This window comes from Paenibacillus nasutitermitis (assembly GCF_014641075.1).
Lineage (GTDB): Bacteria > Bacillota > Bacilli > Paenibacillales > Paenibacillaceae > Paenibacillus_Z > Paenibacillus_Z nasutitermitis.
On record NZ_BMHP01000002.1, the window covers coordinates 193,282 to 219,734 of the forward strand.

The window sequence follows — 26,453 nt, forward strand, 5'->3', positions numbered from 1 at the left end:
ACATCCGGCTGACGGGATAACAGAAATTGCAAAGGCAGAGATGCAAATGGAGTTCTCGCTTAGAGTTTATAGATATCGCGATATTTCTTCTCCAAGTAGGCTACCAGATAATCGGGATCAAGCGGCTTGCCGGTGATGTCACGGATCAGTTCCGATGGCGTACGAAGCTTGCCGTATTGATATACCTTGCCGGTCAGCCATTCCTTAATAGGAAGCAGCTCGCCGCGCTCCACAAGACCCCAGAAGCCCGGAATCTCCTGTTCCATGGTAACTGTCATTTGAGCGGCATACATATTGCCCAGCGAGTAGGAAGGGAAATAACCGAACGCGCCTCCCGACCAATGAACATCCTGCAGCACCCCTTCCCCGTCGTTTTGCGGCACTACGCCCAGGTACTCGCGGTACTTGTCATTCCATAGCGCCGGCAGCTCGGATGCTTTGACCCCTTCATTGAAAATAAGCTTCTCCATTTCGTAGCGGATAATAATATGGAGATTGTAAGTCAGTTCATCAGCTTCGATGCGGATAAGCGACGGCTGGACAATATTCGTCGCCCGGTAGAAATCCTCGACTCCGACCTCCAGCTGACTCGGGAAAAGCTTCTGCAGATCGCCGAAATAGCGGTTCCAGAATGGCTTGCTGCGTCCGATCACATTTTCCCAGAAACGCGACTGCGACTCGTGAATTCCCATTGAAGTCCCCGTGCAGAGCGTCGTTCCGATAAGTTCTTTCATGATGTTCTGTTCATAAAGGGCATGGCCGCCTTCGTGAATCGTTCCGAACAGGGCGCTGGTCACATCGTCTGTCAAATAACGCGTCGTGATTCGTACATCTCCCGGATTCAGGCCGGTCGCAAATGGATGCACGCTTTCGTCCAGGCGTCCTCCGGCAAAATCAAAGCCCATCTGCTCCAGAATAAACAGGCTGAATTTCTTCTGGGCGTCCTTGGCGAAGGTTTGCTTCAAAATCCCGCTCTCCGGCTGGTGCGGCGATGCAGCAATGGCAGCAGCCAGAGGAACCAGCTTCTCTCTGAGTCCACCAAACACGCGGTCCAGCTCGGCTGTGGTCATGCCTGGCTCATAGGAGTCGAGCAGCGTGTCATAGCGGGAAGCGCCTGGTCCCCACAAATCGATAAATTGATTATTATATGTAATGATTTTATCAAGATAGGGCTGAAAGGATGCAAAATCGCTTTTTTCCTTCGCTTCTTCCCACATGGATTCCGACTGCGAAGTCAGCACAACATATTCCTGATAGAGCTTTGGCGGGATTTTTACGCTGCGGTCGTATTCCTTGCGCGTTTCGCGGACCAGTCTGTTGTCGATCTCGCTAAGACCGCTGGCAATTTCATGGTCCTCCAGCTCTGTCAGCCACTCCCCCAGCTCCGGAGCGGTGGAAAGCTTGAACATTTGACCGGAAAGCATGCCGATCGCCTCACTTCTGGCTTCCATCCCTTTACGGGGCGCTCCTGTCCGCAGATCCCAATATAATACGCCTAAAGCTTCCTCATAGCTCTTGATTTGAGCGATACGCTCGCGGAACGAGTCCAGTACCCCGTTAACGCTTGTCGTCATACCGATTCCACCTTCCTATATTAATGATGGCTTGCGCACCCGATTACTGCCGCGATTGCCGCAGCGGAACCATCTCGCTGTTAGCTCCTACTTGATCATACTTTTCTCAAAACGTATAATCAACTTTAAACCTTGATTTCGTTATAAAGTCATAGGAAAGGAGCTTCATTCATGCATTTCACCTTCACCTCCTCCGCTGTGGAGCAACTGTCCGGCCACCTCAAGAACAAGGATCGGAGTCTGCGCCTGCTTTATGATACCGAAGGCTGCGGCTGCGTCGTTAGCGGCGTACCTGCCCTGCAATTGATCAAGGCGCCTTCATCTGACGACAAACTTGGAGATGGCGAACCTTACTCCGTCTGGTACGAGCCCCGTTACGAGGTTTTCTTTGAACCCCGGCTGCGCATCGATTATGACAAGAACCGGAATGCCTTCAGTTTGAAAAGCGACAATCAGATCTACACCACGAATCTAAAACTGCTGCTTATGTAAACATTTCTAATGGGATTGGAACAGGTGAACGGCAATGAGAAATATAGAGAATATTGTAGCCTTCAACGATAAATTTGTAGAGAATCGTGATTATGAGCAGTATTTGACCGATCGCTTCCCAGATAAACGGATGGTTATCGTCACTTGCATGGATGCACGCTTGACCGAATTACTGCCCAAAGCGCTCAATCTTCGCAATGGAGATGCCAAAATCATCAAAAACGCCGGCGGAATTGTCACGCAGCCTTTTGGCAATATCATGCGGAGCATCCTGATCGCCGTCTATGAGCTTGGTGCCGATGAAGTGCTGGTAATCGGTCATCATGAGTGCGGCATGACGGGACTTGATCCGGAGAATGTGATCCAGCACATGACGGCAAGCGGCGTCAAAGATGATACGATCAATACGTTGCTGCATTCCGGCATGGATCTGAAGCGGTGGCTCACCGGCTTCGATAACGTGCATGACAGTGTGCTCAAGAGTGTCAGCATCATTCGCAATCACCCCCTGCTTCCGCCCGGAACGCCGGTCCACGGCCTGATTATTCACCCTGGCACCGGCAAGCTTGATCTTCTGACCAATGGCTATGACGCCAATCCTGCACATCCTGCCTGATTGACATTCTATTCCATAACAAAAAGTGTGCCGCCTTCAGCAATAAGGACTGCACACTTTTTTGTATTTATTGATATCAGGAGGGACCACCGGATCCCGCTCCGCCACTCTTTCTGACTGCAATGGCAGCTGCTCGTGCTTCTATAACATCGCTTCGGTCGCGAAGCTTATGCCTGTGCAGAAGCTCTTCATCATGCGGGCTCTTTGCCCCCCAAATAATATTGCGCGAACTGCAATGCTGCATGCATCTATCGAGGAGCCTCTGATCTAAAATAGGCAGAATTATGTCGCGGAATGATGCACCTTGTTCCAATTCGGACAATTTTGCCTCCACGATGCGCATCAGCCCGTCTCCGTTAAGACCCAGCTGCTCCAGCCGCTCAGGCAGCAGTCTTTCCAACGATTTCCTGAACATTTTGACTGCGCCCTGCGAATTGCCCCGGCGGTAATGATAAGAAGCTACGGCGATTTGAATCAGTCCAACCCAAGTGTCCGCCAATGCATCTCCGGGATGGCTTTTCCAATAGTCCTCCAACAGCTCATGGCATTCAAAATAATCGCGCGTTCCGTTAAATTCCACCAAAAAAGTGACGTAAGTCTCCGGATAATTGAACGTTTCCATTGTTATCCCCCCAGGTTCCGTCGTCTCTTGAATTAAAATTGAAACCATTGATCATATTAGACGTAAATGTAGAGAAAGGCAATGATCCAACTCATCGCCTAAATATCAGGAGGAGAATCGCAAATGAAAAAAAGTATTTTGGCACTCATGGCATTTACGCTTTTCTTTGTGGTCAGCGTGGGCTCAGTCGATGCCAGAAGAGGCGGGGGCGGCTTCAAGTCTCCTAAACAGAGCTACACCCAAACACCGTCCAAAAAGGCAGATAGCGGCGTCAACAAGTCGACATCCGGCACCAACGGGGCGGCAAAGTCGGGGACAGCCGCAACAGCTAACCGTGGATTTTTCAGCGGCGGAAGCTTGATGAAAGGTCTTATGATCGGTGGACTTGCAGGCATGTTGTTCGGCGGAATGTTTGGCGGAATGGGATTCTTGGGGGATTTTCTTGGCTTGGCAGTTAATGTACTGGCCCTATATATTCTTTTTGTGGCCATTCGCGGTATAATCCAATACTTCCGCAACCGGCGCAAGCCTACAAATCCGGATAATCGCGGATCCTATTAATAATGAGAATCTACACAGACGAGATCATTAACGCAGTCTGTCTGAATATGGCGGAGCGCAGAGGCGTTCCCCCGACCGCCGTTGAAGTCCAGCTTTCCTGGGACGAGCAGTATGGTTATACGGCTGAAGTCTGGGTGCAAGGGCGCAGCCAGTATCTGGTGGAAGCCAACCTGCTTGAAGCTATAGAGCAATACATGCTCAAGCATTACCAGCGGCGAGTATTCCGCTCCCAGATCAAGCTCGATTTCGATGAGGACTTCTGGGCGGATATAGAGGATTGATATTTTGGGATCGGTATGAGGATGAAGAGCGGATAAGGAGGTTTCCCTCCCTGTCCGCTCTTTTTTGTCATGCCATTCTACTGCATGCCTATGTAAATAAAGGAAGAACGCATTTCTGCCGAAACTCCCCCTCCCTCCTGGCGTCTAATACACGAGATTAAGAGAGGAGCTGGGTTTGGATCTATGCGTCAACTTTGGAAACTGCCCATTGTCATCGCAATGATTTTGCAGGCTGTATACGGGGCTGCCGCGGCATCTGCCAGAAGCGAAGATCTGTCGACACCCTACCGCGTCTATCAGAATGACCAGATGGTCATGGAATTTGCATCCGAAGCGAAAGCGGTCGCTTTTGCAAAAAAATATGCATATAGCCATGTGGAGTTCATCACCAGCCGCAAATGGATCTGGGATAACCTTCCGAAATATAAGGTCTATGAGAACGGATATTCGACGGCAAGCCGGGAATTCCGGACTTTGGCCGAAGCCAAAGCCTTTGCCGCTAAGCTGCGTTTCCCGCAAATTCGAAGCCTTGAGCTTCCCGGGTGGCTATCCGGCGTTTATCCCCGATATCAAATGTTTCAGGGAGATAAATCCTTGCCGGACTGGATTTATGCTACTCTGAACGAAGCCAAGCAAGCCGCCAAAGCTTACAGCAATATACATATCATCGAGCTCGCATCCAACCAGTGGATATGGGACAATTTGAGCGCCAAACAAAAACAGACTCAGCGCGAGGCTGCAGCCATTTACGATATTACGCTCAAAGGAAGCTCCGTCAGCGGAAAGCGATATTCCTTCCTGCTGGATGCGGTAAGAGCAGCTGCCAAACAGCCCGGAAGCCAGGTGGTTAATACCGCAACAGGACAAGTTGTATACACGACAATCAAACCCTTTACCGTCACCCAAAACGGCCGTGCAGTTCAAACATTCAGCGGGCTTGGCGGTGCGCTGGTTTATGCAAAAACGCTTTCCGGTGCAGCGATTGTGAAAGACGGGCAGGAATGGTGGACCAATCTTCCTTATTTAAGCGTGAAACAGGGGGATCGGCTGCTGTCTTATTTCCATACAAGACAAAAAGCGGTTGCTTACGCCAGGAGCTACAAAAATGCCTCTGTTTCCACCGCGGACGGCCGTATGATCTGGAAGAACCGGAGCCAGCTGGTCTACTTGGCCTGGAATGGAACTTCACACACAGACACCGTTCACGCGCAGGTCCAAAATACGCTGGGACTCGATATTGCCTCCCCTTCGTGGTTCGAGCTTGCCGATGCCGAAGGAACGCTGACGGATTATTCGGACCCTTCGCTGGCAGCTTCGATGAACCAATCGGGCTTGAAAATGACTCCACTGGTTCATAACCAGTTCGATGCCAAAATGACCAGCGCTTTTCTGCGCAATCCAGGCGCACAGTCAAAATTTATCAATTCTCTTATCAACCGCCTGGCCTGGCTGAAGGCAGCAGGCGTTAATCTGGATTTCGAGGGTCTGGCTGGAGGCGACCGTGCCCTTTATACGGCATTTGTCCGCGACCTCACGGCGGCGGCGCATCAAAAGGGATTAACTGTCTCCATCGATCTGCCGCGCGGCGATACCGCTTGGAACACCAAAACAGCTTACGACCACAAAGCGCTCGCCGATATCGTCGATATGATCATGATCATGGCTTATGACCAGCACTGGGCGGGCAGCGATCAAGCCGGTTCTGTCGCGGAGCTGACCTGGGCCGAAGAAGGCGTCAGACAGTTTCTTGAATACGGCATTCCCCGCGACAAGCTAATGTTGGGCATCCCCTTCTACGTGCGCGAATGGAGGCTCAATCCTGCGGGCCAGCTGATTGACAGCCGGGCTATCCCCATGAATGAAATTGCTGGGCTCGTGCAGCAGCGCGGCGCAATCGGCACATACGATCCTGATGCCGGGCAGACCCGTTACATGTATATAAAAGACAGTTATACCCATGTGTTTTGGGCGGAAACTTCTGAAACCATTATGGCGCGCGTCGACATTGCGCATAAATACGGCCTGGCTGGAGTTGCTGCTTGGCGGCTGGGTTATGAAAGCTCCGGTCTGTGGACCCTACTGCTACAGCAGAAATAAGCACTGGTTCTCTGATATTGGAATAATCTGCGTCTGGTATGGTATAGTGGGAAGGAATGGTTGTCTGACATGCAAATCAGTTTAAGGAGGAGAACAACATATGCCGCAATACAATGAAATAACAACAATCGAAGAATGGAATTCCGCTCTGGAGGGTTCCTCCAATCGCCCGCTGGTAGTCTTCAAGCACAGTACAACCTGCCCGGTCAGCTCGAACGCGTATGAGGAATTCAATAAATATCTGGAAAATAACCCCGAAACGAATGCGGATTATGTCCTCGTAAAGGTCATTGAGTCGCGCCCGGTTTCCAACCAGATAGCCGAAGATGTATCCGTTAAACATGAGTCTCCTCAAATTATTATGATTAAAAATAAAGAGAAATATTGGAGCGCGACTCACTGGGCGATAACCGAAGCCCATATGCGTGCCGTCATGGATTAACACTGGACAAGATAAGCGGCTTGCCATTTCGCCCTCTTCACATTGACCCGGCGTTACAGCATGAAATATTTGATCTATGTGAATGAACAATCGAACAGCCTGTCTTCAAATCGTCTTTAGACGTAGAGAAGCAAGGCTGTTCTTTCTGCTGGGTTACCGATATGATTCATAAAGTAAATAGAACAACAAATAGAAAAACTCATGTCAATGGACATAAGTTTTGATCATGGGTATGGAGGTGAACCCTGGTGGCCTTGGATTGTTACTTTAAGGACAGATCGGGACACGTAGTTTATCATTATCCGATCAATGATTCCTTACACAAAAGTATTTTCAGCAGGAATTTTCAAGCGGCTGACTATCCTGTATTTGCTGGACTCAAAGATTATTATAAGGACCATTTCATTTCAATGCATGATATTCCCATCCTGATAACAGAATTACAGAAATTAAAACCTAGGATGCCTGAACAAATACAACATCATATAGCTGAATTCCTGGAACTGCTATGTGACGCACGAATTCACAAAATCGAATGCTTCTGCGATTAAAGACTCAGAAGCGCAGCGGTGAGGGAACCTCTTCGTCGTGGTTCCCTCGCCTGATTCTAACCGACAATTCTGAAGTTAAAATCCGGGTGGCCGAAAGCTCCATACACCCTGGAGGACAGAAGCAGGAGATGTTCGGTGCCACGCGCCGAAGAAATGTCGCCCAGATCGATGATGCTTTGCCAACCCAACCATTCCTTCAAATAACCGATGACTTCTTTCTTCGCGTCCGCATCATTCCCGCTGATGAACAAATCATGCTGGCCGTCCGCCAGGCTGAGCGGATTCACCATTAAAGCGGATGTTACCGTATTCAGCGTTTTCATAACCTTCGTATCCGGGAAGGCCCGTTGAATTTGCTCCCCTAATGAATCGGAGTTGGCCACGGACAGACGAAGCTCACCATTTGAAAAATCAAGCGGCAGCGCGAGATCGATCAATATTTTCCCCGCAAGAGATTGGCTGCCTGCTTCCCGTAACGCTTCCAGAGATACAGTTCCCGGCGTCGCATTGATTACGATTTCGCCATGTGCCGCAGCTTCTTGAATGGAACCGACGCTTGCAAGTTCATTCTGCCCAAAGGTTTCAAGCCACGACACCAGCTTAGATGGCGTTCTTGCGCCCAGCATGACATCATGCCCTCGCTTGATCAGTGCAAGTCCCAACGTTTGCCCTACATTACCCGACCCAATAAATCCGATTTTCATAAACACTCTGCCTCCTCAAATTATACATACAGGTCTGTATACTTTTGCTTACATTGACAGTATACATACCGATCTGTATAATGTCAATCATATGAGGTGACGAATATGAACAAAACCAGTGACAAGAAATCCGCTGCACGCGAGCAGCTGCTCAATACGGCAAGCCAGCTCTTCTTCTCTAATGGATTCCATTCCATCGGTGTGGATCGGATTGCTTCCGAATCAGGCGTTACGAAGATGACCATGTACAAGCACTTTCCTTCCAAAGACCATTTAATCGTTGAGATTCTGGAACGTTCTAGTGAAATGTATTGGGAATGGTTCGAGAGCGCCATACAAGGAATTACCGAACCGGAACAGCAGCTGGAGGCTCTTTTCAAATCCATTTTCGGCCAGCATTCCTTGTCCCCGCAATCGAGTTTTTGTCTCTATCAGGCTGTAGCCGTCGAATACCCCTCCCCTGACCATATGGTGAACCAGGCAGCAAGCCGTCATAAAAAATCGGTTGTGAGCCGTTTGGAGGTCATCTGCGAACAAGCGCGGTTGTTATCGCCTGTCTCCCTTGCCCGGCAGCTGTTTGTCCTGATGGAAGGCTTTTGCATGACTGCCCGGCTGATTGGAACGGACTCTCCTCCGGCAGATATTGTCCAAGCCGCCACCGTCTTAATTCAATCGCATCACAAATAAGCTCTACCCTGATAAGCTGTAATTCCTAATACAAAAAAACGATCATCTCTCCATGTGAACATGGTGAAGATGATCGTTTCGTTTTTGTTGCAAATTTATTCCCTCCTAGGCCTAACAGGTCGTGTTTCTTGACGCCTTATCCCTTCGTTATCTTGCTGTAACATTCGATAAAGCGTACAAACACCGCGTATAGGGGTTATACTCTTTCAGAAACAGGGTGCCCCGCTACACGCCCGAATCCGACAGCTCATATACAGGAGGAGATCAACAGCATGAATGATCAAATCGCATCATCAGTTGCTAAACTCGACTGGGTCACGCTGCAGCAATCGCTCGATGAATACGGTTATGCGAAGTTGCCACGTTTACTGAGCCCTACTGTTTGCACAGACCTTATGGTTGGCTATGGAAATGAATTAGCTTTCCGAAATACGATTGACATGGCCCGATACCGATTCGGGATTGGGGAGTATAAATATTACGACGCCCCCCTTCCATATCCAATTCAGCAGCTGCGCGAAAGCATATACCCCGAACTATCCAAAGCCGCTAATCGCTATTTGGAGCTTTCAGGACAAACAGCCGATTATCCTGCATCGCTCGCTGCATTTGTGGAACAGTGCCAACAAAAAGGGCAAACCCGGTCTACGCCATTGATATTGAAGTACGAAGCAGGCGGTTACAATTGTTTGCATCAGGATCTGTATGGGGATATATTTTTCCCCTTTCAGGTTGTATTCGCACTTAATCAGAGGGATACGGACTACACCGGCGGCGAATTTCTGCTAATGGAACAGCGTCCGCGGGCGCAGAGCAGAGGCAGTGTGATCACGCTTGACCAGGGCGAAGGCTTGATTTTCCCGACCCGGCACCGCATCGTACCGGGGACGCGCGGATACTACCGGACTACGCTTCGGCACGGAGTAAGCACGGTAACATCCGGCACGAGATTCTCCCTGGGCATTATTTTTCATGATGCCAAATAACAATGCTTACTTACAAGCAAATGCATGCAGTCGACTCGATTTTTCAAGAGTGGCATTGGCTAAGCAATCGAAAAAAACCTTCAATCACACCTGTCAGGTGGAATTGAAGGTTTCTGCATCCAAGGGCTTGCCTTACTGATAGTTAATTGCCGCTCCTACATCTGTTGTGTCGTAGCTGTGTTCACCGTTTGCATCGACGATGAAATAAAGCACATCGCCTGTGCTGACCGACGTGTTGATGCTGAAATTATAGCCGGTCGTATTGGCAGCACCGATCAATTGCCAGCCCGTAGCCGGCCAGATTTGGGTTGTATTCTTCAACACTTTCACATTGACGCCGTTGCCCAGCGTGGAGGTCGCGCTTTTTCTGGCATTGCCGACGATGTTTATCGTCCCTGTCGTCGGGGCCGTCCAGGCACGAACGGCTTTGGAGGCATTGTTGGGATGCTGCCATGTGTTGGCAATTAGCGAGCTTGCTCCCTCCCATCTGGAATTGGCGGAGCTCCAGGTCATATTGGTATAGCTGACCAGGTCGGCTGAATATTTATACGACCACTGATTGGCTCCCTGTGTAGAGCTGAATCCGTTGGCGGAATGATACATCGTTCCCGTGCCCGAGGGACTGGTGATTCGGATGTAGTCCACACCGATGCTTCCCGCTGCCTGAGATGGATCAAAACGGATTTGCTTAATCGTTCCGATCCATGCCGCATTGGTTCCCATATCAATCACATACTCGTTATATCCGCTGGATGTGCTGATTGTGAACTTCTTCGACTTGGCCTCGGTCCAGGAGGAATCAGCTGTTGTAGTAAAGTAGATTTGACCTTGAGCGTTGCCCGTTCCGTTCTGCATGCGCACGCGGATATAACGGTTCAGCCAGGGATTCGTAATTCCCAGACTGTCGGGAGAGTGAATAAAAGGATCTCCACCGCTCGAGGTAATGGAGAGTAACCCACCTGACACGGAACCGGTCGCCTGATTCACCATACTCCAACCCTCGAGATTGCCATTGGTATTAAAGTTCCAATCCTTCCCGCTTGTATAAGTCATGGGCACTGCCGATACTTCCGAAGAATTCATGCTTTCCCCGGCGGCGGTTTTGACTGCAGATACTACATAATAATAAGTTGTTCCGTTAGTCAGCCCGGTATCGGCGTAGCTTGGAGTGGTGACGCTGCCTGCGGTCGAAATTGTAGTATAGGGTCCTCCCGCTGTCAGGCTTCGTTTGACATTATAGCTTGTCGCTCCGACGATCGGCGACCAGTTCAGATTGACCTGAGCGTTGCCGCTTCCCGCCTTTACATCTAATGGTGGAGCGGGCAAAGCGGGAGCTTCCGTATAGACGTAATTCAAGCGTCCGAATGGAGCCGTATCCCCGTTGACATAAAAGTCCATGACATTGCCGTCGGTCTGCATATTATCGGACCATTTGAATTGAATCGTCATGGGGCTGCTCAAGCTTCCCAAGCCGATCATGCTGCGCGGTATGGCGAAATGTATTTTATTCCCGCTCAACTTGTAGTTGACCGTTCCAGCCGGCGTCCAGTTCCAGCCTCCTGTGCTTTGTTCCACGGTAGCCGTCGTTGCTGTCGTTCCCGAACGGTTGATGATGTAATCATAACCCTTCCACCCATTCGATGAATTGCCGTCCGTATTGATCAGCAGCCGCATCCATTTGGCGTCCGTATAGGCAGTAATCGGATTAACGGTGCTTGCATAGAAATACAAATTATTATCATCCCTCGCCACCTTCATGATGTCAAAATCATTGCGTCCTGTATTATTCGTATAGGTCGCCGAACCCCAACCGCTGTTGTTTCGCGCCACGGTATCGCCCGTGTAATCCCGGTACTCAGGCGTTACATTGTCCCACTGGGTAAAGTCGGTATTGATCGTGATCGTTTTCTTCGCACTTGGCGTTAGTTGCGGCGACAGCCCCTTGAACTTGCGGATATATCCCATCATCTGCATGTAATAATTATCGCCGTAGCCGCCGCTCATGGGCTCGATATCCCGGCTGAATTCCAATGTTGCCGCATCGACAAATTTGATTGGACGGCTTGCAGTATCCGCGGGCTGACGCTGGGCTACCCATTCATTCCAGCCGGTCACGAAAATAATCTGGGGATCCTGCGAAATCGCGTAGTCCCACTGCTCGACTGCATTATAGCCCCAATTGACGGCTCCTGCCGTATTGTCGTTGGCCCCGTTATGATAGTTCCTTCCCCAGTTCTGACCGTATCCGTAGAACGGCGTGTCGCTCATGCTGATTGTATCCTGATGCTGCGCAACCGAAACATTGATAATTTCCTTCTCGGACTGGTCGTTGTAGAACACCCGCTGCGGCCGCTGGAATTCAATCCAGGGAAACCCGTTCGTTTTCTGGGCTTCATTGGGCCACTGATTCAGACGGAAGGTGAAGAAATTCCTTATGGTCGTCGACACCTGGGTAGGATCGCCGATCATAAGCGGTTTTCCTTTCCAGTTAAACCACAATTCCGGGTACCTGCCCGGCGCATAAATATCATTATACAAGCTGGTTATAGTCGTTCCGGAGCTGCTGTTCGTATAAAAGGCCACTTTTGGCACTTTGTAGCCTTTCAGCCGGTATTCGTCCATAATAGCAAACAACTTGTCGTACACTGTTTTGTATGTGAAAGCATTCGTTGCGTCGAAAACGAGAAAATCAACCTTGGCGTCGGTCAGCATTTGCACATGTTTTCTCAGCACCCATGCATCGTCGGACAAATAATAATCATACAGCGGTTTTCCCCAGAAATGCCAAGCCTGCAAAGCCCCCCATAGCGGACTGCTGCCATTATTGACCGCACCAGGGTCCGTTGCCCGAATTTGCGTCACATCATAAGGGCCTGCCGTTCCATGCGAACCCATCCATAAAAAATAAAATATGCCCACATACTTGCCGCTGCGCTCGGCGGGCACCTGTCCGTCCCTTGGCAGAATCCGTCCCAAATCGTCCATTCCAGCCAGGTTGCCGTAAGATACTTCACCGTCCGCACTTGCCGTAGATGGAGCCGGAAGCATGCTGCCCGCCGGGACAAGACTGCCAAGCAAAGAAAATGTAAGCAGCATAATCAGCGCAGCGCCCCCTTTCTTCAACATTGCTTTCCTTCCGGTAAACGCGATTCTTTGACCTGTCATTGATCATTCCTCCCGTTTAATTTTGACTTCATGCTTGACAATAACTTGTCCTCCGCCTCCTTCTCCAAGAATTTGTAAGCCCTTACATTTTGATCATAGCAATTAACCCCATCGCTTTCAATTTTTTATAAAAATATGACAAATATGGGCTAAATTCGTTTAAATTTGGCCGCGAACGCTCACAACTTTGATTGCTGGACGAAATATAGATTTCACAAAATACACCTGAAACCGGTGCTTTCTTATTGTTCGGAATCGTCAACGAACCGTTCCACGATGCTGTCTTCAAACCGATGGGGCAAAACAATCTTCCCCCCGTACTTGGCAGTATGATAGATGGCCATAATAACCTGGTAGGAGAGCATTGAATGTTCAAGATCGCAGCTATGACCGGCATCTGGATTCGACACGTATCCTTCGATCGACTCCAGATAGAGAACCAGCGCATCCATATAGCTTTCTTCCCAACTGGACTTCTCGATCACGTGTTTGTGCGTGAGATAGTTTCTCATTTCGAGAGTCTGATTAAGAGCAATCTTCACATGCCCCTCCGTACCGTAGACGTCAATGCCAATATGATAAAAAGGATTCGTTTCTCCCGGAATGGATCTGGCAAATGCACCACATTCGAACATCGCACGCACCCCATTGTCAAAAAGAACCGTTGCCATCGATTCATCGGGCGCAATGATGGAGGAATTATCCTTTCCTTCATAAGGACCCGCTTGTCCCATTACCCAGGCAACCGGACTGAAATCATTAAAAAACATCACCATATCTATGAGATGCGAGCCTTGCTCCATGATGTTGACTTTCGTAGAAGCGCGAATGAACTCTATGTCCCCGATAGCCCCCTCCTGGAGCCAATTGCGGGCCTTGCTCCAAGCCGGCAGAAATTTATGCTGGTGATTGACTAACAGTAATTTTTGATGGGATTTACAAATATCTGCGATTTCATAAGCTTCAGAAGGCGTGAGCGCTAACGGTTTTTCGATATTGATGACTTTGACTGCTGATACCCGGGCAGCCACTTTCACCAATTCCAGCCTGGCATCGGGGCTGCTGACGATATCCACTACATCCGGGTTTGTTTCATGCAGCAATGGCGCTAAGTTCAAAGACCGGTGCGGGATCTGATACCGGTCCGCCAGTTCGTTCAATCTATCGATATTGGAATGTCCGCATATCCCAACCAACTCGATGCTCTGGCATGCTTGATAAGCTCTGGCATGGGCATCCGCCCAGCCTTTCGTGCCGACAAGCACAGCTTTTAATTTCACACCATCCACTCTCCCTCTCTCATAAACAAATAAATCCTCTTTAACGCTGCCAATTACACCGTAAACCGATACTCGATATGACTCTTCGGATTAATGAAGGATTCCCACTGATCCGGCGGCACCAGATCGACAACCGCCTTCATATTCAACCGGCTGAAATCGATGAACGGCACTTGTTCGATCGTGCAGACGTCCGAGGCTATGCTTTGAAGCAGCCCCGGATATTGCTGTTCAATTTGCTGCAAACGATAAACACCGGTTTCAAAATCCACCCGGGAGGCGTTCACGGAACCGATCACACATTTGTTTTTCATAACCAGCTCCTGATTGATTCGGTCTACGGGAAGCATCTGCTGCCGATTGTCTCCAGTGACTCCGAGCATAGCCAGAACGCCATTATTCCCAAGGGCCTGCATCGCGTGAAAAGCATTCGGGGTATATCCGCTGCATTCCCATACCATATCCAGCCGCACTCCTTTTTCAACACCGAATCTCTCTGCCCCATCTTCATGAGCCTGCATATACCGTGCTCCGCATTGCCGGACCAGTTCGGCGCTGAAGCTGCCGGGATCATTCAACGACCATACATACGTTTCCATACCGAGGGACCGGCAAGTCGCCGCAGCCAATAAGCCAAGCGGACCGGAACCGATAACCAGTGCGGTTTTCGGCTGCCATATCATCCGCTGCTGAATTCTAAGCACCTCGTGCCAGACTTTTTCGACAATGCTTTGCGGCTCAACCAATACACCGTAATCCATACAGGATGGGGGCAGCTTGACAAGATATGCTGCTTCTACCACCACATACTCGCTCAAGTAACCATGTGCCGCCTTAATGCCCCGCTCCGTATATTCATCGGTTACGCAAAAATCCGGCTGGCCGTTGCGGCAGTTTACACAATCGAGATGCCGGCAGGGTCTGCGGACCAAAGCCGTAACCAGGTCGCCTTGGGCATATCCGGATTGTTCGCCGGCTTCTACTACCGCTCCCAGCAGTTCGTGGCCGATAACAAGCTGATTTTCCCCTTCAGGCGGAATTCCGTACTGCTCCTGAATAATTTCCCGATCCGTGCCATCAAGTCCAACCCGCAGTACCCGGATGAGGACATCTGTCGGAAAACGGATTTGCGGTTTGTCTATTTCAACCAACTCTGTGAAGCCCTGTTCTCCATCCATTCTCAAAACAATCGCTTTCATTCCCGTCAGCTCCCCAACCCTGATTGATCTATTTGTTGTTTAACATAAGCAATTGAATCACGCAGCTCTTCAAGGCCGTTAACCCCGTCTTCCACGGATATCCATCCTTGAAAGCCGGCGCTGCGAAGATGTTCAAATATAACGGGATAATCATTTAATCCCCGGCCAATGACCCCATGTACCAGAATGGAGGCATAACCTTCAGATTGATGCTGCTGTAATTCGGACATGGAATGGCCCGGCATTAAGTAACGGTCGCTGGCATGCATCGTAAGCACGCGCTCCTTAACCCTCTCCAGCAAAGCGATAGGGTCTTCACCAGCTACTACTGCATTCGACGGATCGTAATTGATACCGAACCACGGGGATTCGATCTGATCGGCAATAGCGAGAAATATATCGGATTGCTGGGCAAATTCAGGGGCCGTCCAATAACCGTCTTTATAATGATTTTCCATCACCAGATGGATGCGATGACGCTCTGCGGCAGGGAGCAGCTCGCGAATCGATTCGACGGTCCAACGTATACCCTGCTCCCTGGACACATTCTCCCTCCGTTGGCCGGATAACACGCGGCAGCTGCGAAAATCGTCCGGGCCCAGGACAGCCATCACCTGGATCATATGCTTCATATGGTCGACTTGCTGCTTGCGGAATTCCGCATCCGGATGTGTGAAATCAGGAGAGGAGCACATCATTGGAATTTGCAGTCCCTGCTGCTGCGCCTCGGACTTAATCAGGTTCAGGTAGGCTTCGTCCCATTGCCTGAAGAATCTCGGGTACATTTCCAGTCCATCCGCTCCCAGGGTACCCGCCTCTTCAATCCATTGATGCAGGCTCATCCTTCCTTCGGAGAGCGCTTCAATATAACCTTTCGGAAATACGGCGACTTGCGGTTTCCCTGCTATCCCTTGCTCACTCATGGCCTACACTCCCCGATCCTCCGCGCTTGACATTCTCAACAACTTGCTCCAGAATGCTTTTTATTTGTTCCCGGTTCGTGCTCGGCTTGAATTCCTGCTTGTCTATGACCAGCGGGGCGCCGATGACGACGAGCGGCGCACCATGTGCGGGCATGTCTGATGCCTGGGCGATAGTCAAGCCGCCAACTGCCTGTACCGGAATCGATACCGCTGCAACCACGTCATGCAGATGGTCGAAAGGCGACCGGTCAGGGTCTTCCCCTCTCTCATCAAAGCCAGTATGCACAATGATAAAATCCACTCCATTGCCTTCAAGCATTCTCGCGCAGGCAACCGGATCCGGAGCCGCCATAATATCTCCCATCACGCGGATGTTGTAATCTCTGGCTGCTTGCACGACCGCCCGGATGGTAGCCTGATGAGCAACGCCCATGACGACGACATGCGTGGCCCCTGCTTTCGCCATCATCTCCGCTTCCAGATAGCCTCCGTCCATCGTCTTCAAATCCGCGACGATCGGATGGTTCGGGTAAGCTTTGCGCAGCGCCGCGACGGCGTGCAGCCCCTCCCCCAGCAAAAGCGGCGTTCCGGCCTCAATCCAATCCACCCCTGCCTCCACGGCTACCTGGGCCATCTCCAGCGCTTCCTCAATTGTGGTTACATCTAATGAGATTTGAACAATCGGCTCCATTTCCCCATCTCCTCTACTCAGGATTTGTCATTTCGCTGATGTTTGGGCAAATAATCGACTTCGCCTGCTGCAGCGACACCATGTCATCGAAAGCCGTCTTCCAGTCGTTGATGCCATACATGCGGGCCATTGGCAGGGGATTTATTTTCCCTTGAGCCATCAAGAGGAGCACCTTTTCCCACATCGGGTAATTATGGCTGAAGGAGCCTTTCAGTGTAACCGCTTTCTGAATTAACGGGTCCAGTGAAAACCCTACCGGAGCCGGCCCCCATCCGATTTTCGTAATTTGCCCGTTCGGACGGATGCAATCTATGCTCTGCTTCAGCGTTGCCGACACTCCAACTGCATCCAGTATGAGATCCGGACCATAACCGTCGCCGTAAGCAAGTATGCTCTCCATCACCTGCTCCTCTTCTGCTACAATGATCTGATCCGCGCCGAATTGCCGGGCCAGCTCCAGGCGGCTTCCGTCTCTCTTCGTTCCAACGACAACCAGATGTCCCGGCGAGAACAGCCTGGCGATTTGCACGCACATGAGTCCAATCGGTCCAGGTCCGAACACAACAACATGATCGCCCGGACGAATGGAGGAATGGCAAGCGACCGCATTATACGCCACACATGCCGGCTCGGTTAGCGCTGCCATTTCAAACGAAACTGTATCGGGAATATGATGAATGATCGACTCACGCGATTTGACATACTCCGCCATTGCGCCATTCTCGAGAACGCCGAAGCCGCGGCGGTTCGGGCATAAATTATATTGCCCAGTCCGGCAGTATAAACATGTCTCGCACAGGTAGGCGGGAGTCTCGCTTACAACTCGGTCGCCGACACGGAACCCTTTCACTTCGCTCCCGACAGACGATATGACACCGGAAAATTCATGTCCCAGAGTCACCGGCCGATTTACCGGAAATCCCTGGATGTCGTGGTACATATGCAGATCGCTTCCGCATACTCCTGCGGCTTGTACGCGAATAACGACCTCACGCGAACCGGGCTTATCCGGCATGGAAACATCTCTAAGCTCTACACTGCCGCTGCCGGAACCATAATTGACTACCGCTTTCATATCGTCCTCTCTCCTTCACCATCATCGTATTTGATTCCCTGCCGTCTTAACACGACCCTCTTTCCATAGCCTTGTTTCCCTTGAAATGGAATTCAGCTCGATTCAACGAAGCTGAAGAGGAAATCCAAACATAGGGAAAGCAAGAATCTCGATCTACATTTTAATGACATTGTATTCTATCTGGATTCTAATTCATAGAGCGGATTTCATACCTGTCCCCACCAGATGTTCCTTATAACAGGTTGACTCCGCTTGTCAAAAAAATGATCGTTACGCGTATATGTCCAAGCCGCTGAAGGCACCCCCTTGTATCTTCCAGCTGAATCAGCATGGAGCAGATTTCCCCACAGCATGGTGCCAGCTCCTCTCCCCTTTTTACAATATCATGAAATCCCGAAAACATTCCCTTAATGAACAAGCACTAGTATGAAACAGAAAACTACTTTTGTCAGGAGGGATTATGTGAAATTTTCGAATAAGAATATTGTGATGACTGTTGTTGCGGGAGCAGCGGCTGCAGCTCTGTTGGTCACGAGTCCGATCATTCCGCAGCCAGCCAGCCAGGCGGACGCCGCATCTCCACAAACGAAAAATGTCATTCTATTCGTCGGCGATGGAATGGGAACCGCTCAACGTAATGCCATCCGGCTAGCCACTGTGGGATTAAAAGGCAGCCTGGCCATGGACTCCATGCCATACACCGGACTCCTGCATACCAGTTCCACCGTTCCGGTTACGGATTCGGCTGCTTCGGCTACCGCTTACGCCAGCGGTGTGAAAACTTATAACGGTGCGATTGGCATGGATGCCAATCGATCCAAAGTAAAAACAATCATGGAATACGCGAAAGAAGCCGGGAAATCAACAGGGATTGTAACGACAAGCCAGGTTACGGATGCTACGGGCGCTGCATTCGGCGCGCATGTGGAAGACCGTTCCAAACAAAGTGAGATAGCGTTGCAGTTGATCACGCAAAGCAAAGTTGATGTCATTCTCGGAGGTGGCGAGGATTTCTGGTATCCGGCCGGTGAGACTGGCATGTTCCAGGATGAGCCCAGCGAAGACCCTTCGGAGAAAAGCAAAGGGACACAAGGCAATCTGGTCAACAAGGCCAAACAGTTAGGCTACAATTATGTATCGAGCAAAACCGGGCTGCAGAACGTTAAAAAAGGCAAGATACTGGGGCTTTTTGCTAATGAGGAAATGTTTCAGCAAAAACCGGAAGGCGAAGGCGATCTCTATCATCCGGTTGTTTCCCTGGCAGAGATGACTAAAACGGCGATCGATACGCTTTCCGCTAATAAAAAGGGCTTTTTCCTGATGGTCGAGGAAGAAGGGACAGATGAATTCGCTCACCAGAACAATGCCAAAATGACGATCAAAGCCGGTCAGGAGCTGGATAAATCCGTTCAGGTAGCCAAGGATTTTGCCAAGAAACACCCGGAAACGCTGGTTCTCGTATTAGCCGACCATGAGACTGGCGGGTTCTCCATCGAGGAAGTGAATGCCGAAGATGAGTCAGGCGACGGGATCTCCAAAGAAGACGGGCCTTTCGCAATCGCAAACAGCACGTTTAATTTTGTCGTAGACTGGACAACATCAGGCCATACGGCTGTTGATATTCCCATCACCGCAATGGGCCGGAATGCCGACCTGTTTACCGGGTTCTATGAGAATACAGAAGTGTTCAGCAAGCTTATGCAGGCTATGGGATTGAAAGTCAAGAAATAACAAGTATTCATTACATTCAAAAAGACGTAAGGATGGAATCTCCATTCTTACGTCTTTTTTATTAAATCTTATTTTCTCCGTTTGCAGCGGCAGCACATTCGGCAGCTCGTCTCAACAGCAGTTCACGCTCACGTGCATTCCGCGTCAATGAAGCGGCATGCTCGAACTCCCCCTGCGCTTCAGTGATACGGCCCACTTTCAACAGAAGATCTCCCCGGACGCTTGGCAAAAGATGATATTCCTTCATCGACGGCTCAGATACTAACTCATCCACCAGGCGCAGACCGAACTCAGGGCCGAAAGCCATGGAGATCGCAACCGCCCGGTTCAGTTCCACAATGGGCGACGGTGCTGTCTGTGCCAAAGCTTCATATAAGGCGGCAATCCGCGCCCAATCCGTGTCCGAAGCCGTAAGAGCCTGCGCATGGCATGCAGCAATCGCAGCTTGAAGCGCATACGGGCCAAGCGGACGCCCGAGCCTGCGAGCACGCTCCAGCGCTGCCAGGCCACGGCGGATCAGAAGGTGATCCCATAGCGCCCGGTTCTGATCCATGAGCAGTACCGGTTCGCCGGTCTGACTCACGCGCGTTTTGAAACGCGAAGACTGGATCTCCATCAGCGCGACCATGCCGTGCACCTCAGGTTCAGATGGAGCGATTTCGGCGAGAATACGCCCCAGACGCAGCGCTTCCTGACAGAGCAGCGGGCGAATCCAGTTTCCCCCTGCCGTTGCTGTATATCCTTCATTGAACATCAGATAGATAACTTCAAGTACTGACGAAAGCCGGTTTATCATCTCTTCGCCTGCCGGCAATTCAAAGGGAACCTGCTCGGCAGACAAAGTCCGCTTAGCACGAACGATCCGCTGTGCGACAGTCGATTCCGCTACGAGAAAAGCGTGAGCGATCTCATCGGTCGTAAGGCCGCCTAGCAAACGGAGCGTCAAGGCAACCCGCGCCTCTCTGGAAAGTACCGGATGGCAGGTAGTAAAAATCAGACGCAGGAGATCGTCGCCAATCTCTCCGTCCATTGCCGATTCCAGGTCCAGTTCCGAATACAACTCGCTGCCGCGCCCAATTTCCTCATATTTCTGGTCGCGCCGCTTGTTTCTGCGCAGAAGATCGATTGCACGGCGTTTGGCGGTCGCCATCAGCCAGGCACCCGGGTTGTCCGGAATACCTGTAACCGGCCAACGTTCAAGCGCGATTACAAGCGCGTCCTGCGCCATATCTTCGGCAGTGCCAACATCGCGCACCATTCGCGCAAGTCCGGCGATAAGCTTGGGCGATTCGATACGCCAGATCGCATCAATAGTACGGTGTGCAGCGGATGTATTCACGCTTTTCTCCTTTGCTCCAACTGTTCTTGAATGGCAGTTTTCTTGGCCAGCGATTCGGGGTCTTTTACAAACCTCATAAAACGCAATTCGTTTTCCTCCTTATTATTCAATCGACATTATTTTTAAACTTTCATTAAATATATTATCAGATAGCCTACCTGTTTTTGTAAAGCCGAAGATGCTTCATTATTCCGCCATGAAGCGAGGATAGACTGCAGCTGCCCCACCGAACGCCCCAAATGAAAAGGCCTTTCTCTCCGCTTGGAAAGAAAGACCTCTTTGTCATTTACGATAAAAAAAGTTGATGATGATTTCATGACTCGCTTTCATGTATATATACCTGTCTCTGGCCATAGCTCCACGGCTCCGCTGAATCGAAGACGGGCTCTTGCTCACCGGCAGCGACCATTCTTCGTATCAATCGTTTACGCAGAACCTCGGTCACTTCATGATGCGATTCCAGCCCGATCAGGTTGGACAACTCGTAGGGATCGGAGAGGAGATCGTACAGATATTGGTCTTGATAACGGTCGGAGGACGCATCGATCCATCCATCCTTATCCGCAGCGGTCACCCCGTATTTCCAGCGCTTCGTTCTGATTGCACGCCCAACCTGGGATTCACTGATCTGAATAAACACCTCCTCCTGCCCCCTTTCATTCTGACTGCGCAGCAGCGGCACAATGGATGTTCCCTGCATCTCTTCGGGGATAGCGATTCCTGCCGCTTCCAGCAAGGTTGGCGGAAGATCAATGAGACTGACCAGCGAACGAAGCTGCCCGCCGCCTTCGAATCCGGGCCCTGTAATCGCCGTAGGTACACGGATAGAGCTATCGTGGCAGGAGCGTTTGTATTCATCATTCCTCGTCTTGAAATGATTCCCGTGATCGGAGGTGAACAGGATAATCGTCTGATCGTCAAGCCCGAGACTTTTGAGCGCGTCCAGCAGTCTGCCAAGCGCTTCATCCAGACGCTTCACCATTCCGAAATACCCGCCCAAATGCTGATGCGCGCTGCCGCCAAGAGCAGCCAAATCCGGCGGAATCCACCGGCCGGTATACGGCTCGCGATAACCATCAGGCGGTGGATAGTCGTCGAGATGGTTCTGATGATGCGGCTCCAGAAAAGACAGAAAGAGGAAAAAAGGATCCGCATCGCTGCTTTTTCCATCTATAAAGCGGATTGCCGCATCCGTCATGGCGTCTACCCGGTATCCCGGCAAATGAACGGGCTCATTGTCATTATCGTAAACGACCGTGCGGTACGTATCCGACGTGAATTCCAGCAGATTGCTGCCGAGCCAATATTCATAACCGCCCCGCTTGCTCACCGGAACCGGCTCTTCATCAGCCAAATGCCATTTTCCGATATAGCCGGTCTGGTATCCGGCAGCTTTGAAATGATGGGCGAGCGTCAGCTCCGATTCAGGCAGAGGAATTCCGTTTCGGTAACAGCCGGATTGTGTCGCATATTTGCCTGTTTGCAAACAAGATCGGGCCGGACCGCAAACAGGCTGGCAGGTAAACGAATGATAAATATGGGTCCCCTGCTGTGCCATCCGGTCAAAGTTGGGAGTTAAGTTCAACGGGTTGCCATGTATGCCCGTCGTGTCCCATCTCTGCTGATCGGTAAAAAAAACGACTACGTTGGGACGTTTGGAAGCGGAATCCAAGACCATGTCTGACCTCCTTCGTTGTCTAAGCCAGCGATTATTTTTTACTGCTATGATAGGCTTCATTTACATCTTTCAATATTTCGTCGCCGCCCTGCTGTCTCCATTTCTTGCTCAGCTCGGCAAGGCCTTTGTCAATTTCGACTTTTCCGCTCAAGATATCCAGGAAATATTGATTGTAAATATCGTTGACGGTCGAGCCCAATTCGATTTCCGCATCTGTTTTGCGGGGTACAAGATTGGGAACAAAATATTGGGTGGCCAGCTCGACCGATTGCTGCGCCCGATCCCGCTGCGGTTCAGTCTGGGGCAGGTAATCATCATCGATCGGCCAGGTTACATTCCCCCATGCCAGCGGATGTGCCCAACCGTTGTCGGCAAACCCGTCTTTTTTGCGCTCCTCTTCGTTGTAGTTGATCTTGTCCCCATCTTTCGTGTAATGGATCCCTTCGATACCAAGCTCCAGCAAATCCTTGCCTTCCCGGGAAAGCAGAAACTCGATGAACTGGGCTGCTTTTTGCGGATTTTTGGCTTCTTTCGTAACAGCGGTAAAAATCCCGCCTTTCGATTTTTGCGCCATGCCGCGTTTGCCGTCCGGTCCGGCGGGAGGTGCGGCCCATTCCAGTTTCCCATCAGGGTTGACCTTCTGCAGGCTGCTTTCGATTCGGTTCACGTGCCGGAACAAAGGACCGTCCATAAATACGGCTTTGCCCTGGTAGAATTTCTGTTCCTTGGTCGGCCGGTCGATGGCCATAAATTCCGGATCGATGAGCTTTTCATCCCACAATTTCTTTAAGTAAACCATTCCCTCTTTATAAGCCGGGTGTTCAAAAATAGGAACGGCATTGTCGCTGCTGTCCAGCGCCCAGTCGCCATAGGGAAGACCGTAAGCGAAAAAGACAAAGTTAAACGCGGTAAACGGATTGCCGGCATCCGGTTTGTTCGTTGTCAAGCCGTAAGTATCTTTATTCGATACGGCTTTAAGCGCACTGTAGAACTCGTCGAGTGTATCCGGCGGCTTAATTCCCAGCTTCTCCAGCCAGTCGCCTCTAAACTGCACGGTATAATTGGACCTTGTGCCACCTATAAAGGGGTAACCGTAATATTTTCCGTCAACAGCCGTCCATTGCAGGTTGAATTCTTCGATATTTTTCTCAAACGTAGGCATATCGCTTAAATAATCGTTCAATGGGACAATCAGCCCCTCCTTAATCCACTGGGTTACGGCATTGGTCGGATAATAGGTGGACACCACATCTGGGAGATCGCCTGACGCGAATGCAGCGTTGATTTTATCGATTGACCCTTCAGGTACGATTTTGACAGTCAGCTTGATGCCCAGACGCTTGTTGATTTCCGCAATGATGCGGTCGTTCGGCTGGAGGGGCTTTGCGGCTTGATCGCCGGTAGTCAAATAGGTCAGCTCATAGGGCTCTTCGGCAGCCTGCTTTTGACCGTCTTTATTATTTTTCTGTGCTTCGCCCCCGTTGTTATCTGTTTGATTCCCCCCGCACGCGCTCAGCATAACGGATATAATTGAGATAAGTATCATAGCGGAAACGATTCGGATTTTTCTTGGCATGTTGCATTCTCCTCCATTGTCGAATATCTGTTTTGCAGCGATGCCTGGCACGAGTACCCGGCCCCTATTCTTTTACAGCTCCAAGCAACGCCCCCTTCGCGAAATATTTTTGGAAGAACGGATAGACCAGCATGATCGGAACCGTAGCAACCATCAAGGTTGCCATCTTAATAGCAGGTCCCAGCAGGAAAGGACTATCTCCGCCGCCTGAATAGGTGGATTCATTCTCAAACAGCATCCCTCTAAGAAACAGCTGAAGCGGGTACAGATTTTTATCAGAAATATAAAACACGGCATTAAAAAATTCATTCCAGTGCGCAACCGCATAAAACAGCGTAATGGTCGCGATGCCGGGCAAGGACAATGGAATCACGATCCGGAACAAAACGCCGATTTCATTGCAGCCGTCAATTTTCGCGGAGCTTTCCAGTTCTGGAGGAAGCGATTGAAAAAAGCTGCGCAGCACAATCAAATTGTAAGTATTAATGGCGCTTGGAATCATCAACGCCCAAAGCGAGTTCATCAGTCCTAAATTTTTCACAATAATATAAGAAGGGATTACGCCGCCGCTGAACATCATCGTAATGAGGATAAAAAACATGATGATTCGGCGCCCCTTTAATTCCTGTACGGAGAGCGCATACGCCGCCGTAATGGTTAGCAGCATATTGATCAGTGTACCTCCGGCAGTAATGATAAAAGTCACCATATACGAACTCCAAAGCTCCTTCATCGATAACAAATAAGAATAGGCTTCGAATGTCACGGTTTTGGGAAACAGATGGATATTCGAACTTAAATATTCTTTCATCGGGATGATGGAAACGATAAATGAATCCCAGAATGGATATAGAGTAATGAAAGCCAGGAACGCTAGAAATGAATAATTGAACATGTCGAACATATATCCGAATTTCCCTTTGTGCTGTACCATGAGGCACCTCCTTTTTAATAGACGCCCTGTTCGCCCATCATTCTTGAAAGCTTGTTGGCTATCATCAGCAGTACAAAATTGATCAGGGACTTAAACAATCCGATTGCGGCAGCCAGACTGAAACGCCCTTCGGCAAGCCCGATCCGATAAACATACGTATCGATAATGTCAGCAACCGAATACACGCCGGGATGGTATAATACGAATATTTGCTCGAATCCGGCTTCCATCATATTCCCCAGTCTGAGAATGAGCAGAATAACGATTGTGCTGCGTATGCAAGGAATCGTGATGCGCCATATCCGGTCCCAGCGGCTGGCCCCATCGATCACAGCCGCTTCATATAAATGCGGATTGACCCCTGCCAACGCAGCCATAAAGATAATGGAGTTCCAGCCGAATTCCTTCCATACCATTGAAAATACCATCGTTGCGCGAAAATACTTTTCGTCGCTCATGAAACCCACGGCATCGCTGCCCATCGATTTGATCAAATTGTTGACCACTCCGCCGTCAATCGACAAGAAATTGTACATGAGCCCGCCCAGGATCACCCATGAGATGAAATGGGGAAGATAAATGATCGTCTGCACACTTTTCTTGAACAACGCCAGTCTGATTTCATTCATCAGCAGCGCGACCAGCAGCGGGAAAGGAAATCCGACGCAAAGCCTCAAGAAGCTGATGATGATGGTGTTCATCACAACCTCCCAGAACTTATCCAATCCAAACAGATACTGAAAATGCTTGAAGCCCACCCAGGGGCTTCCCAATATCCCCTTCGTAATGCTGAAATCCTTGAATGCGATCGTCGCTCCATAAAGGGGCAAATAATGGAACAAAGCATAATAAACGACGGCCGGCAGCAGCATCAGATACAGATAACGATGGCGCCGAACATACACCCAGGCCGAATTTCTTCTTATACCCAGCCTCCCTTTTCGATGTGAGGCTCCACGGCCGACACTCCGTAACGATTTCTCGGCAAAGACTTCTCTCATACTCATCCTCCTGTCGGTTAATGACGCTGACGCAAAAAAAGACACAGGCATCTTTTCAGATACGGCTGTGTCTCCAGTTTTCCGGTCGACATATTAGGTGACGTTCCAAGCGCAACCCTAATTCTCATTAATCCGATTTGGTTAATGTATATTACAATATCAACGGATATGGATGATGTCAATCTTAAATTTCGAATCCGATTTCAGCGTTGGATAAACGAATAAAATTATTAGCAAATAAAAATAAT

The 26,453-nt window shown here is 50.1% G+C and carries 23 protein-coding genes; 9 read left to right on the plus strand and 14 right to left on the minus strand.

Annotation, left to right across the window (positions count from 1 at the left end):
• Positions 1 to 59: 59 nt before the first annotated feature.
• On the minus strand, positions 60 to 1,574 hold the full coding sequence (locus IEY46_RS10940) for a carboxypeptidase M32 (protein WP_188992063.1): 1,515 nt from the start codon (positions 1,572 to 1,574) through the stop codon (positions 60 to 62).
• Between the two features lie 171 nt (positions 1,575 to 1,745).
• Between IEY46_RS10940 and IEY46_RS10945 the strand changes: the two genes are divergently transcribed.
• Positions 1,746 to 2,066, plus strand: coding sequence for an iron-sulfur cluster biosynthesis family protein (locus IEY46_RS10945; RefSeq protein WP_188992064.1), 321 nt, complete (start codon positions 1,746 to 1,748; stop codon positions 2,064 to 2,066).
• Positions 2,067 to 2,100: 34 nt separating this feature from the next.
• Positions 2,101 to 2,682, plus strand: a complete 582-nt coding sequence (locus IEY46_RS10950; RefSeq protein WP_188992065.1) for a beta-class carbonic anhydrase — start codon at positions 2,101 to 2,103, stop codon at positions 2,680 to 2,682.
• Positions 2,683 to 2,758: 76 nt separating this feature from the next.
• On the opposite strand, the gene IEY46_RS10955 is transcribed toward IEY46_RS10950, so the two are convergent.
• Positions 2,759 to 3,304 carry a DUF309 domain-containing protein gene (locus IEY46_RS10955; RefSeq protein WP_188992066.1) on the minus strand — a complete coding sequence of 182 codons (546 nt, stop codon included), beginning with the start codon at positions 3,302 to 3,304 and terminating at the stop codon, positions 2,759 to 2,761.
• A 123-nt stretch (positions 3,305 to 3,427) separates the two neighbouring features.
• Here IEY46_RS10955 and IEY46_RS10960 point away from each other — a divergent pair, with 123 nt between their 5' ends.
• From IEY46_RS10960 to ytxJ, 4 genes are all read left to right on the plus strand, one after another.
• Positions 3,428 to 3,865 (plus strand): hypothetical protein, encoded by a 438-nt coding sequence (locus IEY46_RS10960; RefSeq protein ID WP_188992067.1) that lies wholly within the window; start codon positions 3,428 to 3,430, stop codon positions 3,863 to 3,865.
• Positions 3,866 to 3,867: 2 nt separating this feature from the next.
• Complete coding sequence (locus IEY46_RS10965; protein WP_188992068.1) at positions 3,868 to 4,146, plus strand: YxcD family protein; 279 nt, start codon at positions 3,868 to 3,870, stop codon at positions 4,144 to 4,146.
• Between the two features lie 183 nt (positions 4,147 to 4,329).
• Positions 4,330 to 6,243 carry a glycosyl hydrolase family 18 protein gene (locus IEY46_RS10970; protein ID WP_229750230.1) on the plus strand — a complete coding sequence of 638 codons (1,914 nt, stop codon included), beginning with the start codon at positions 4,330 to 4,332 and terminating at the stop codon, positions 6,241 to 6,243.
• A gap of 100 nt (positions 6,244 to 6,343) precedes the next feature.
• Positions 6,344 to 6,685: a bacillithiol system redox-active protein YtxJ gene (ytxJ, locus tag IEY46_RS10975; RefSeq protein WP_188992069.1), complete on the plus strand. Its 342-nt coding sequence runs from the start codon at positions 6,344 to 6,346 to the stop codon at positions 6,683 to 6,685.
• A 607-nt stretch (positions 6,686 to 7,292) separates the two neighbouring features.
• Here ytxJ and IEY46_RS10980 read toward each other — a convergent pair.
• Positions 7,293 to 7,940 carry an NADPH-dependent F420 reductase gene (locus IEY46_RS10980; protein WP_188992070.1) on the minus strand — a complete coding sequence of 216 codons (648 nt, stop codon included), beginning with the start codon at positions 7,938 to 7,940 and terminating at the stop codon, positions 7,293 to 7,295.
• A 105-nt stretch (positions 7,941 to 8,045) separates the two neighbouring features.
• Between IEY46_RS10980 and IEY46_RS10985 the strand changes: the two genes are divergently transcribed.
• Both IEY46_RS10985 and IEY46_RS10990 read left to right on the plus strand, forming a co-directional pair.
• Positions 8,046 to 8,627 carry a TetR/AcrR family transcriptional regulator gene (locus IEY46_RS10985; protein ID WP_188992071.1) on the plus strand — a complete coding sequence of 194 codons (582 nt, stop codon included), beginning with the start codon at positions 8,046 to 8,048 and terminating at the stop codon, positions 8,625 to 8,627.
• A gap of 272 nt (positions 8,628 to 8,899) precedes the next feature.
• On the plus strand, positions 8,900 to 9,613 hold the full coding sequence (locus IEY46_RS10990) for a 2OG-Fe(II) oxygenase (protein WP_188992072.1): 714 nt from the start codon (positions 8,900 to 8,902) through the stop codon (positions 9,611 to 9,613).
• A gap of 132 nt (positions 9,614 to 9,745) precedes the next feature.
• Here the strand turns inward: IEY46_RS10990 and IEY46_RS10995 are convergent, their stop codons facing one another.
• The 6 genes from IEY46_RS10995 to IEY46_RS11020 form a co-directional block, all read right to left on the minus strand.
• Complete coding sequence (locus IEY46_RS10995) at positions 9,746 to 12,778, minus strand: fibronectin type III domain-containing protein (RefSeq protein ID WP_188992073.1); 3,033 nt, start codon at positions 12,776 to 12,778, stop codon at positions 9,746 to 9,748.
• 242 nt (positions 12,779 to 13,020) lie between these two features.
• Positions 13,021 to 14,058: a Gfo/Idh/MocA family protein gene (locus tag IEY46_RS11000; protein WP_188992074.1), complete on the minus strand. Its 1,038-nt coding sequence runs from the start codon at positions 14,056 to 14,058 to the stop codon at positions 13,021 to 13,023.
• A 53-nt stretch (positions 14,059 to 14,111) separates the two neighbouring features.
• Positions 14,112 to 15,257, minus strand: coding sequence for a glucose 1-dehydrogenase (locus IEY46_RS11005; RefSeq protein ID WP_188992075.1), 1,146 nt, complete (start codon positions 15,255 to 15,257; stop codon positions 14,112 to 14,114).
• 5 nt (positions 15,258 to 15,262) lie between these two features.
• Positions 15,263 to 16,180, minus strand: a complete 918-nt coding sequence (locus IEY46_RS11010; protein ID WP_188992076.1) for a sugar phosphate isomerase/epimerase family protein — start codon at positions 16,178 to 16,180, stop codon at positions 15,263 to 15,265.
• Entirely contained in the window at positions 16,173 to 16,871 is a 699-nt protein-coding gene (locus IEY46_RS11015) for an orotidine 5'-phosphate decarboxylase / HUMPS family protein (RefSeq protein ID WP_188992077.1), read from the minus strand. The genes IEY46_RS11010 and IEY46_RS11015 overlap by 8 nt, the downstream gene beginning before the upstream one ends.
• A 13-nt stretch (positions 16,872 to 16,884) precedes the next feature.
• Entirely contained in the window at positions 16,885 to 17,946 is a 1,062-nt protein-coding gene (locus IEY46_RS11020) for a zinc-binding dehydrogenase (RefSeq protein ID WP_188992078.1), read from the minus strand.
• Positions 17,947 to 18,435: 489 nt separating this feature from the next.
• On the opposite strand from IEY46_RS11020, the gene IEY46_RS11025 reads away from it, so the two are divergent.
• Positions 18,436 to 19,677: an alkaline phosphatase gene (locus IEY46_RS11025; RefSeq protein WP_188993714.1), complete on the plus strand. Its 1,242-nt coding sequence runs from the start codon at positions 18,436 to 18,438 to the stop codon at positions 19,675 to 19,677.
• 61 nt (positions 19,678 to 19,738) lie between these two features.
• Here IEY46_RS11025 and IEY46_RS11030 read toward each other — a convergent pair whose 3' ends face one another.
• The 5 genes from IEY46_RS11030 to IEY46_RS11050 all read right to left on the minus strand — a co-directional run bounded on the left by IEY46_RS11030 (position 19,739) and on the right by IEY46_RS11050 (position 26,205).
• The gene (locus IEY46_RS11030) at positions 19,739 to 21,016 is read right to left on the minus strand and encodes an RNA polymerase sigma factor (protein ID WP_188992079.1); all 1,278 of its coding nucleotides are present in this window, start codon (positions 21,014 to 21,016) and stop codon (positions 19,739 to 19,741) included.
• A gap of 313 nt (positions 21,017 to 21,329) precedes the next feature.
• On the minus strand, positions 21,330 to 22,694 hold the full coding sequence (locus tag IEY46_RS11035) for a sulfatase family protein (protein ID WP_188992080.1): 1,365 nt from the start codon (positions 22,692 to 22,694) through the stop codon (positions 21,330 to 21,332).
• Between the two features lie 31 nt (positions 22,695 to 22,725).
• Positions 22,726 to 24,270 carry an extracellular solute-binding protein gene (locus IEY46_RS11040; RefSeq protein ID WP_229750231.1) on the minus strand — a complete coding sequence of 515 codons (1,545 nt, stop codon included), beginning with the start codon at positions 24,268 to 24,270 and terminating at the stop codon, positions 22,726 to 22,728.
• Positions 24,271 to 24,334: 64 nt separating this feature from the next.
• Positions 24,335 to 25,204, minus strand: coding sequence for a carbohydrate ABC transporter permease (locus IEY46_RS11045; protein ID WP_188992081.1), 870 nt, complete (start codon positions 25,202 to 25,204; stop codon positions 24,335 to 24,337).
• 14 nt (positions 25,205 to 25,218) lie between these two features.
• Entirely contained in the window at positions 25,219 to 26,205 is a 987-nt protein-coding gene (locus IEY46_RS11050; protein WP_188992082.1) for an ABC transporter permease, read from the minus strand.
• Between the last annotated feature and the right edge of the window lie 248 nt (positions 26,206 to 26,453).